The organism is Microcoleus sp. C2D2, from assembly GCF_036702495.1.
Taxonomy (GTDB): domain Bacteria; phylum Cyanobacteriota; class Cyanobacteriia; order Cyanobacteriales; family Microcoleaceae; genus Microcoleus.
This window is the reverse complement of record NZ_JAUBTO010000146.1, coordinates 10126-19369: the sequence shown is the minus strand read 5'-3', so window position 1 is coordinate 19369 and position 9244 is coordinate 10126. Positions and strand designations below refer to the sequence as shown.

Annotated in this window: 11 protein-coding genes; 4 read left to right on the top strand and 7 right to left on the bottom strand. The window is 46.0% G+C overall.

Translation table 11 applies throughout. From position 1 onward, the window contains the following. Positions 1 to 330: 330 nt before the first annotated feature. The 5 genes from QUB61_RS31475 to QUB61_RS31455 all read right to left on the bottom strand — a co-directional run bounded on the left by QUB61_RS31475 (position 331) and on the right by QUB61_RS31455 (position 4266). Positions 331 to 2337 (bottom strand): ribonuclease R family protein, encoded by a 2007-nt coding sequence (locus tag QUB61_RS31475; RefSeq protein ID WP_333127373.1) that lies wholly within the window; start codon positions 2335 to 2337, stop codon positions 331 to 333. 310 nt (positions 2338 to 2647) lie between these two features. Further along, a complete protein-coding gene (gene rpsR, locus QUB61_RS31470; RefSeq protein WP_006631377.1) occupies positions 2648 to 2863 on the bottom strand; it encodes a 30S ribosomal protein S18 in 216 nt (71 codons plus the stop codon). A 293-nt stretch (positions 2864 to 3156) separates the two neighbouring features. After that, the gene (rpmG, locus tag QUB61_RS31465; protein ID WP_332959770.1) at positions 3157 to 3345 is read right to left on the bottom strand and encodes a 50S ribosomal protein L33; all 189 of its coding nucleotides are present in this window, start codon (positions 3343 to 3345) and stop codon (positions 3157 to 3159) included. Between the two features lie 38 nt (positions 3346 to 3383). Continuing rightward, the gene (locus tag QUB61_RS31460; protein WP_333127371.1) at positions 3384 to 3917 is read right to left on the bottom strand and encodes an RDD family protein; all 534 of its coding nucleotides are present in this window, start codon (positions 3915 to 3917) and stop codon (positions 3384 to 3386) included. A 106-nt stretch (positions 3918 to 4023) separates the two neighbouring features. Further along, positions 4024 to 4266, bottom strand: coding sequence for a DUF7219 family protein (locus QUB61_RS31455; RefSeq protein ID WP_333127369.1), 243 nt, complete (start codon positions 4264 to 4266; stop codon positions 4024 to 4026). A gap of 497 nt (positions 4267 to 4763) precedes the next feature. Here QUB61_RS31455 and QUB61_RS31450 point away from each other — a divergent pair, with 497 nt between their 5' ends. Continuing rightward, positions 4764 to 4949, top strand: a complete 186-nt coding sequence (locus tag QUB61_RS31450; RefSeq protein WP_333127367.1) for a hypothetical protein — start codon at positions 4764 to 4766, stop codon at positions 4947 to 4949. A 519-nt stretch (positions 4950 to 5468) separates the two neighbouring features. Here QUB61_RS31450 and QUB61_RS31445 read toward each other — a convergent pair. After that, positions 5469 to 5672 (bottom strand): hypothetical protein, encoded by a 204-nt coding sequence (locus tag QUB61_RS31445; RefSeq protein WP_333127379.1) that lies wholly within the window; start codon positions 5670 to 5672, stop codon positions 5469 to 5471. Here QUB61_RS31445 and QUB61_RS31440 point away from each other — a divergent pair. From QUB61_RS31440 to QUB61_RS31430, 3 genes are all read left to right on the top strand, one after another. Then, entirely contained in the window at positions 5599 to 5958 is a 360-nt protein-coding gene (locus QUB61_RS31440) for an anthrone oxygenase family protein (protein WP_333127377.1), read from the top strand. The two genes, QUB61_RS31445 and QUB61_RS31440, sit on opposite strands and share 74 nt — an antisense overlap. Positions 5959 to 6716: 758 nt before the next feature. Continuing rightward, positions 6717 to 6884, top strand: coding sequence for a hypothetical protein (locus QUB61_RS31435; protein ID WP_333127364.1), 168 nt, complete (start codon positions 6717 to 6719; stop codon positions 6882 to 6884). A 134-nt stretch (positions 6885 to 7018) separates the two neighbouring features. Then, a complete protein-coding gene (locus QUB61_RS31430) occupies positions 7019 to 7825 on the top strand; it encodes an SGNH/GDSL hydrolase family protein (protein WP_333127362.1) in 807 nt (268 codons plus the stop codon). Between the two features lie 239 nt (positions 7826 to 8064). On the opposite strand, the gene QUB61_RS31425 is transcribed toward QUB61_RS31430, so the two are convergent. Continuing rightward, entirely contained in the window at positions 8065 to 8964 is a 900-nt protein-coding gene (locus tag QUB61_RS31425) for a DUF4436 family protein (protein ID WP_333127360.1), read from the bottom strand. Positions 8965 to 9244: the final 280 nt, after the last annotated feature.

Genomic DNA, 9244 nt, shown 5'->3' with positions numbered 1-9244 from the left:
TTTTTTACCCCACCCCAGCCCTCCCCTTACCAAGGGGAGGGAGTAAGAAATTCACAAATGATTTAGGATTGCTATATAAATAGATACCTAATTTTTTTGCTTAACAGCAGAGAACACATAGGAATAGAGGATATAAATCATCTTAAAGCCCCTATCTAATACCAATTTTTTATGAGGCTGCATAGAATCCGATCCCCCCTAGCCCCCCTTAATAAGGGGGGGACAAGATCCCGATCGAAGTCCCCCTTCTTAAGGGGGATTTAGGGGGATCGAGATATGTGCAACTTCACATTAAATTGGTATAAAATCTCAAATCTCCAATCTCAAATCCTATTGTGCGGCTTCAAAGATCATTTCCTGGAAGTTAATAACATCCGATCGCGGATCGCAGTGTGTGACTTTGACTTCTAGCCGATCGCCTATGGCGACCGATCGACCAAATCGCATTGCCAATTCTAAACCCAAATCTTCCAATAAAATCAATCCGAGATTGCTGTCTTCCCTCAGCCAGCGCAGCATTAAAGCTTCCCAAACTTCATCCGGGTTGCGCCGCAAATATTCCAATCCCCAATAGCGGTTAGTTTGGCGTTCGACGGTGGATGCTTCTTTAACTGCGGTGCCGAGACACATCACAATGTCCTGTATTTCTTGGGCCGTAAAAGGCAGCGGTTCGCCCCGCAGGTGGGCTTTGATTTGGAAGTGAGCCAGCAAGTCGGTATAGCGGCGGATCGGGGAAGTAACTTGAGTGTATAATTCCAAACCCAAGCCGGCGTGGCGTCCCGGGGTGAGGCCCATTTCGCTGCGGGGCATACAGCGGCGCACGGCGCAAGCGCGGGCGGGGCCTGCGGGCACGGCCAGCAGTTCTTCATCGGGAGGGAGTTCGGGCTGTGCCTGATAGCGGTAGGGTATGGGCAGGCTGTGAGCTTGACCGTAGCGGGCGGCTAGTTCCCCGGCTAAAATCATCATTTCGGCTACTAGCATCCGGGCTGTGGAGTCGTCGATGACGTGGATTTTGATGTCGTCGCCGTTGACTTTAATGATGGACTCGGGCATGAAAATGCTGATTGCGCCTTGGGCTTCCCGCCATTTTTGCCGCCGTTTTGCTGCTGAGGCGATCGCTGCTATTTCCGGTTCTGCTTCGATTCCCAACTCCAGCATTTCGTCTACGTCATCGTATGTCAAGCGGTAGGTGGGTTTTATGGTGCTGATGTGGATGCTGTAATCTTGAGCCGCGCCGATTTCGTCTAAGGTGACGCTGAAGCTGAGCGCGCTGCACTCTTTGCCTTGAATTAAACTCATCGGCCCGGTTGCCAAAGCCGGGGGAAACATGGGAATCATTCCCGTGGGCAGATAAACTGTAGTGGTACGCTTTCTGGCTTCGAGGTCGAGTTCGTCTCCGGGGGAAAGCAAGCGGGTGGGATCGGCGATGTGTATCCAGATCCGCTGCTGGCCGTTTTCGAGGAATTCTAAGCTGAGGCCGTCGTCGATTTCGGTGGTGCTTTCGTCGTCGATCGTGTAAACCTTGAGGTGAGTTAAATCGAGACGATTTGTGTCCGAGTCGGTTGGGGGATTTTCTAGGCAGCGTTGGGCCACTTCTAATACCTTTGCGGAGAATTGTAGGGGAATTTGGCTGCGCCGCAAAAACAGGTTTTCGTGGCTGGTCCACAGGCCGAGATCGACTAGGAGCCCAAATGCTGCTTCGGGGTTTTCGGAACGTTCTAAGCTGGCTAAAGTTTCTAAGGCCGGGGTGCGGTGCGTTGCTTCTTCTCCGAGGAGGGCAAAGCGTTCTAGGGCGTCGAGGCGAGTTCTGTCGCTATTTTCCCAATCTACATTTTTTCCTGCCAGCCGCTGTTTGACTCGCTCCCAAAATCCTTGGGATTCTTGGTGTCGCTGCTGTTCTACTTCTTGCTGGTGTTTGATTTCGGCTACTTGGGCGGCCGATCGCGGTTCGTAGCGATCGCCCTTTTGTTTGAAATACAATTTGTCTGTTGATAGCAAACAGTAAGCCGCGTAACACTGGGCCGCACTGCTATCGGAAAATAGCAGCATTGCCAGGGATTCGGGATCTGTCGTTTCTCCGTCGCCGACTAGGAGTTCCCAAGCTACTTCCAAACTCGACGGATCTGAGTAGGCTTCTACTTCTTTGAGAAATTTGGGAATGTCGGAGGGTTTGTAAGTTTCTCCGACTACTTCGTAGCTGATTTGTTTGGGCGGTATGCTGTGCGGTTGACCGTTTTCGTCTACCACGACCCAGTTTTTCTTGCCATCGGGGCGATCGGCAACTGCCAGACGGCGGTCGCCGTGCACTCTAAATTCTACTAACGTTCCCTTCTCCACTTGCCAGCTTTATATTTGAGATTTTGGATTTTTACAATAGCCACTTATCGAGTTTCGACTTTGCGATTTTAGATTTTGGATTTTGGCAATTTTCCTGGTCAATTGTGAAAGTTAAAATCTAAAAAGTTGTTCTTTTTCTTCTTTATTTTTTAACTTTTTTCTTTTGATTAAGACTTGCGCTGCGGCGACTCTTAACCCTATTTCGCGATAATTTCGCTGCATTCTTGCTGCACTCTTAATGGCAGAAAGACGTTGTTTTCGCGCCAGTCTTATCCAGTCCAAAATCTAAAACCCAAAATCCCAAATCCTGTTAACCTTCTTGGTTTACGAAGGGCATCAAAGCTACAATTCTTGCTCTTTTGATACTTCTGGTCAGGTCTCGCTGCTGTTTTGCCGTCAAACCGGTAATCCGGCGGGGCAATATTTTACCGCGTTCTGTGACGTATTTTTTGAGCAAATCGACATCTTTGTAGTCGATCGGGTCTCCTGGTTTGATGGGCGACACGCGCCGGCGAAAGTAAGTCATGGTTTGTTGTTTGTTGACTGTTGACTGTTGACTGTTGACTTAGTTTTTAGTTATTAGCCGTTAGTTGCTAGCCGTCAGGAAAGCATTTGTTAGTTATCTGCTTTTTGTGGGTCAGTCGATTTGAGATTTTAGATTTTAGATTTACTCCACAAATGAATCTGGGATCTTGAACCTTCCTCTAAAATTTTGCGTTCTCCACTCAGGATTGTCGGGGGCTTTTACCCGTTTTTGGGCGGGTTCAATATCAATTGCCAACAACTGATGACTGATGACTAATGACTAATGACTAATCACTACTTGATCTCTTTGTGGGCAGTGTGCCTGTTGCAATGGGGGCAGAACTTTTTGAGTTCCAGCCGCGCCGTCGTGTTGCGACGGTTTTTGGTGGTGGTGTACCGAGACACGCCTTTGGAGCGTTTGCTCGCGTTTGTTCGGCACTCAGTACACTCTAGAGTAATTATGATGCGGACGCCTTTAGCCATAATTCTAAATAAATTTCGACTAATTTAAACACAATTTATTATCTTCTCACATTGCTCTGCACTTGGTCAAGCAATCTTCTAACTTTGATGTCGAGGGAGTAGCCGCGGCGGGTTCCGACGACGATCGTCCCGCCGATGCGATCGTGGAAAGCTTGGGGAAACCTTTCGGCGGAGGTGAGGGCAACGCTACAGTCGATCGCCAGGGGCAGCATCAGCAGCAAGACGGCGGCGTTGGTAGATGTGAGCCCAGCTATACCTGCGAAGGCTAAGCCGGCGCAAATGCCCAGCAATGCCTCGCGCTTGCACAGTTCTTGCACTCCGGGAGTCCGTTGGAATCGGGTATCGGCAATTTTCATGTCCAAAGCCCAGCGCCCGAGACTTTGACCTTGGTTTTTCCTGACGATGGCTACGCGCAGGATCAGCCACAGCAAAACAAAAAATATGGTTTGGGCGATCGCATTAGTGCCCAGAAGCAAACTGGGCAGCCAAACTGCGATTCCGTCGATGCACAAGGCCGCTGCGCGGCGGCCGATTGATACTTTGGGAAGGAGGGGCAATAAATCGGAACTCATAGGCAAAAAGGTCGATCGCCACTAGCTACTTTTTCATCTTAAGCTGTGGAATAATCGATCGGCATCAATGGTGGGTAAACCAACCTCAAAGCCAACCGCTAATTATTCAAGCTGAAAATGGATTTTCGCCGATTCCCAACTGCGTTTTCGACTTTTCCACCTCTTCCCAGAGTGTTTCGATCTGAGTAAATGCCTGTTCCACAGAGATTTTACCGTTAGATGTCAAGCAGGTGATGTAACCCACCCGCTGAGAAAACTCTTGTAAATTCGCATTAAATACCAAATTCTCTGGCTTTAGTTCACCGTAATAGCGATTTTTAGGATATAAAAAATTTGAATTTGCTACCATTGTTTTAACCTCGCATGAAAACTTGTTTCCTGAACTTATCAATATTATAAACCCCGCTTCCCTTCTCAAGTTGTGCTCTAAGTAGCAAAAATCCTGTGAATTTTTGCTATTTTTTTTGTGAGGCCAATTACACCGAGAGATGTGGGCGACAAAAACATCAGTAATTTGACTTATAAAACTTCCGCATACTGGCTCAACAATCAGGTTTCTGGGTTCAGGCTGATAACTTCGGATTTGGCGTCAAAACCTGGTTGTTGTTCGTCCAGGACTGACTTATTGAAATAAGTGACAAAAAACCCCAAAATGGATAATATTATGGCAGGCATAAATATAGCAATCCTTGCAGGAGTAGTAAATTTTTTACCCCACCCCAACCCTCCCCGAGGGAGTAAGAAATTCACAAATGATTTAGGATTGCTATAGTTAGACTTTTAGTAGGAAACTGCGTAATATCTCCCAATGGGCGATCGCCCCGTCCCAAACTCCCGAATCGGCAAGTGTTAATCAGACTTGCCCTCACCGTAATTGCTGCTGTTATCGCCCTCAACATTCCTCACTCCTTAATTCTCATGTTTAAAGAATCCGTATCCAAAGCAACGCCGCCCCCAGAAATCCAGAACGTACTCGCCGGCAAGCGCAAAATTGTGACAGTGGGCGACAGCATCACCGAGGCAGGAAAATAGGCCGGAGGTTACGTTTGGCTGCTGGAACGCTATCTGAGTGCTCTTTATCCCGATCGCAAAATCGAAATCGTCAACGCCGGAATCTCCGGTAACAAGGCGACTGATATGCAAGGGCGCTTCCAGAAAGACGCGATCGACCAAAAGCCAGATTTAGTGATGATTAATGTCGGTGTCTATGAGTGCTAAATTTGAATAGTAACACTTGTTTTTTGTCAAGCAGGGAGCGCTGGAATTCTCAGCTTTTAGCTACTGCGAAGTAGTATAGCATTGACTATCAAAATCAGCCACATTTTTTTAGTTGTAAGTGATTTAGTCCTTAAATCTCTGCTAGATTGCCTTTAGCTCTTAATAATAGCCTGGTAGTGGTTGAAAACTTAACTTTTATTTGCGGTCTGCTTTCCACCCTATCCACTTTACGTCAAGTTTCTCGGCTCAAGATCGAGGTTAAAAATGCAATGACACAATGCACTAACAAGGCATTGGACAGTAATTCGCAGGAGGTTTTATGGCAATGGTTGACTACTCGCTTTTGACATTGAAGCTTTTCTCGGCACTAGGCTGCGGGCTGATGGCTGGAGTCTTCTTCGCCTTCTCGACGTTTGTGATGAAAGCCCTTGCCCGACTCCAACCAGCACAGGGTATTGCCGCCATGCAAGCCATCAATATAACGGCGATTAATCCGTTATTTATGACGGCGCTATTCGGAACTGCAGCAGCTTGCATCTTTCTGGCTATCTCCTCGCTGTTAAAGTGGCATCAACCCGGTGCCTCTTACTTACTCCTTGGCAGTCTCCTCTATCTTGTCGGTACTGTAGGAGTGACGATCGCGTTCAATGTGCCACTAAATGATGCGCTGGCGACTGTCGAGCCGAGCAGCACTGACGGTGCGGGCCTATGGGCTAGATACCTTACCGAATGGACGTTCTGGAATCATGTTCGGACGGCTGCGGCGCTTGCGGCATCGGCTTCGCTTACCTTTGCGCTCTGTTATCGAGCGGTACAATCTTAATTTTACATTTTTTATTTTGAGCGATCGGGCGATAGATGCGATCGCAAAAACGAAATTTATTGACCAGGGTAATTATATGGTTGTGCTGCTGGAGGGTCATCTTGATGTTGCTCATAGGCGTCTTTATTTGAATTAAAAGAAGCAAATAAAATAAACATCATTATCAGTAGTAAGCTGCTGTGCATCTAATTAGACAGTCAATTTTTATACAATTCTTGTGGGACGGGCATCCTGCCCGTCTCTGTATTCAATTGAGATGCGTAGCAGCTTATGATACATCCACACCCAGACGAAGTATTTTATTGAGAATGAGCATCCTGTAATTGATTTTGTTTTTCGGTATTATATTCACTATTTTGAGTATTATTTTGGGTATTATATTCAATATTTTGACCAGTTTCATAAACTTCCAAAAGTTCTCTTGCCGCGTTTGGATCGCCAAGATATTCAAGATATTAAATAGCAAGCTCAATAATTGCTATCGTCTCTATACCTGCTCTACCCTTCCCTACGCACTTTCTGTAGTTACTTTTATACTCATTGATTTTTTCTTTTCCTTACTGATTCATTAATTGCTGCTATTCATTCTCAGTAGGGTATCGTTTAGATTGTTGTGCAATAGGTAAACAAAAACCCAAAATTATTAAATTGACAATCAAGGCTACTACCCGGCATTTTCTCATAAGTAATACTCTCAAATTCTGTTAACCCTTAATTTACCAGCCAATGGGCACATCTCCTCCTTGGTCGTAAAACCTATGTATAAACCACCACTCCCACAACCCCAACTCGATCGCACACCAATCACCTCCGATCGCACTGTGCTAAGTAAAACATACGCGATCGCCAAAAAAGCAGAGCGTCACAATTTGGCAAAACTAAGGACCTGTGCGATTATAGGCTCACTCTCAGAAGACTCAGGCTAAAATCTAGGATTAAAGTGAGGAGACACCTCAAATAGGCTCTTATTCATTCTTCCTTCTTCCTTATGTCTGCAAATGCGCGTCAAGCGAAGCTATCCCGAAGGGAATCGCCCCGTCCCAAACTCCCGAATCGGCAAGTGTTAATCAGACTTGCCCTCGCCGTAATAGCTGCTGTTCTCGTCTTCAACATTCCTCACTCCTTAATTCCCATGTTTAAAGAATGCGTATTCGGAGCAACGCCGGCCCCGGAAATCCAGAACGTACTCGCCGGCAAGCGCAAAATTGTGATAGTGGGCGACAGCATCACCGAGGCAGGAAAATACCCCGGAGGTTACGTTTGGCTGCTGGAACGCTATCTGAGTGCTCTTTATCCCGATCGCAAAATCGAAATTGTCAACGCCGGAATCTCCGGTCACAAGGCGGCTGATATGCAAGCGCGCTTCCAGAAAGATGCGATCGACCAAAAGCCAGATTTAGTGATGATTAATGTCGGAGTCAACGACGTTTGGCACGCTTTCTTCGACTTCCAAAAAAATCAGTTTTATCCGCAAGGCAACTTGCCCGCGGGAGTGCCTCTGGCAGAATATCGGGATAAAATAACTCAAATGGTGCTGGCGGCAAAAGCTGCAGAAATTCGCGTTGTACTGCTTTCTCCTACTCCTATCCGCGAGATTCTCGACGGCCCAGAAAATCGCAGGTTGCAAGAGTATATTGCTGCGATGCGAGAAATTGCGTTGCAGAATCAGTGCTTGTTTATCGATTTGAATGCGCCTTTTCGGGAAGTTATCGGCACGTATCAAAAGCACGCGGGCAAGACTCTGAATTTGTTAGCTGGAGATGGAGTTCATCCCAATCCGTCGGGAAATCGAATTATTGCTTTTACTATCTTGCGCGGTTTGGGTGTACCCGCAAAGGATATTGAGAATTTGGAAGTCAAAAATTGAATCTTTGAATTTAGTTAACTGTTGACTGTTGGCTGTTGAGGGTTGACTGTTAATTGAAACCATCCAGGGTACAAGCTTCCTGATTTATCTCTGGGGTAAATTATTCAAATCTAAAATCTCAAATAGGACTAAGGCAAAAAAATGGTCTACTCGGCCCCAAGTAGTGGTAAGGTGCGCGGCCCGGCGGGCCTTACAGATAGAGTGTGTACCTCCAGAACTGTAAAATCTCAAATCTCAAATCATTCAATTGGCGGATGATACCGCTTCAACCAACAGCTACCGATAATCACCAACGCCACCACAACAATAATTTCCGTCCAAAAAAACGAAATAAAATCGCTTGCCGTTCCCACCGGCGGCACCCCCGGTTGAGCGTTGCGAATAGCGGGAAAAGCAAACAGCATCACACCAGTCCAACTCAGCATTCCCACTTCCGGCAAGTTGCCCGATTTCATCACTTTTAATGCTAGCAAAAGCGCCATAATTGACAGCACCCACATAATCACAATAATCACTAAGGCAAAGAATTTCACCGGGATTGAGCGACTTGCAGAAACATCGATATAAATAAAGATAGATGAATTCTCTTCCTGCGGCTTATAAGTGATGTCAAAACCGGGAACATCGGCATGAAAATTAAATTCTAGCGGCACGGGATTTAGTTGAAACGGAGCAAACTTTTTACCAATCGAAGCCAGCGGGTCGATCGAAATCGCTACTTTGGCAATGTGCTTGTCAAACGGATAATTATTAATTTTTCCCTTGACTAAGTTAAATTTTAATGCAGGGACAATCATCGGTTTGCCTTCTTTAAAGGTAATTTCAGAATCCTGTACATTTGCGCCGTTAACTGTCATTAATAAGTCTTGAGCCGGGTAAGTAGGCCCTTTTTTATAGATACCTTTGAGTTCAAACTGCAAGCGGCTTTCTAATTCATTTTTAATGGGATCAACTGCAATTACCGTCATTTTGACTTCAACCAAGCCTTTGGAGGCTAAAGCCCTTTCGGGAGAGGGCTTGTAAGGCTCTTGGGCGTTAGCATTGTGAGAATAAATAGATAAAATAATTGCAAAAATTACGGCGATACTGCCAATTAAAATAAGTATTTTTTTGAGATTAAATTTGTTAACCGTTTGCATTTATTATAGATATTTTATCTTTTGATTAGTTGTTAGTATTTCCCGCTGTCTCCCCGGGAGCGAGTCCGGCAGTCCGTCAGGGGTTAAAACTTGTGTCTCATAGCTAAAATCGGTGAAAACTGACATCTTGCACCATTTTCAGGAACAGGCAAGATGCCTGTTCCACAAGAGTTCAATTTTCTTTCTTGTGGGGTGGGCATCGCAACAGGCAAGATGCCTGTTCCACAAGAGTTCAATTTTCTTTCTTGTGGGGTGGGCATCGCAACAGGCAAGATGCCTG

Bases quoted from the DNA above. Each gene is read 5' to 3' on its own strand.
- rpsR (WP_006631377.1), bottom strand. From the start codon at position 2,863: ATGACTTACTTTCGCCGGCGCGTGTCGCCCATCAAACCAGGAGACCCG.
- rpmG (WP_332959770.1), bottom strand. From the start codon at position 3,345: ATGGCTAAAGGCGTCCGCATCATAATTACTCTAGAGTGTACTGAGTGC.
- QUB61_RS31460 (WP_333127371.1), bottom strand. From the start codon at position 3,917: ATGAGTTCCGATTTATTGCCCCTCCTTCCCAAAGTATCAATCGGCCGC.
- QUB61_RS31455 (WP_333127369.1), bottom strand. From the start codon at position 4,266: ATGGTAGCAAATTCAAATTTTTTATATCCTAAAAATCGCTATTACGGT.
- QUB61_RS31440 (WP_333127377.1), top strand. From the start codon at position 5,599: ATGCAAGCCATCAATATAACGGCGATTAATCCGTTATTTATGACGGCG.
- QUB61_RS31445 (WP_333127379.1), bottom strand. From the start codon at position 5,672: ATGCAAGCTGCTGCAGTTCCGAATAGCGCCGTCATAAATAACGGATTA.
- QUB61_RS31435 (WP_333127364.1), top strand. From the start codon at position 6,717: ATGTATAAACCACCACTCCCACAACCCCAACTCGATCGCACACCAATC.
- QUB61_RS31425 (WP_333127360.1), bottom strand. From the start codon at position 8,964: ATGCAAACGGTTAACAAATTTAATCTCAAAAAAATACTTATTTTAATT.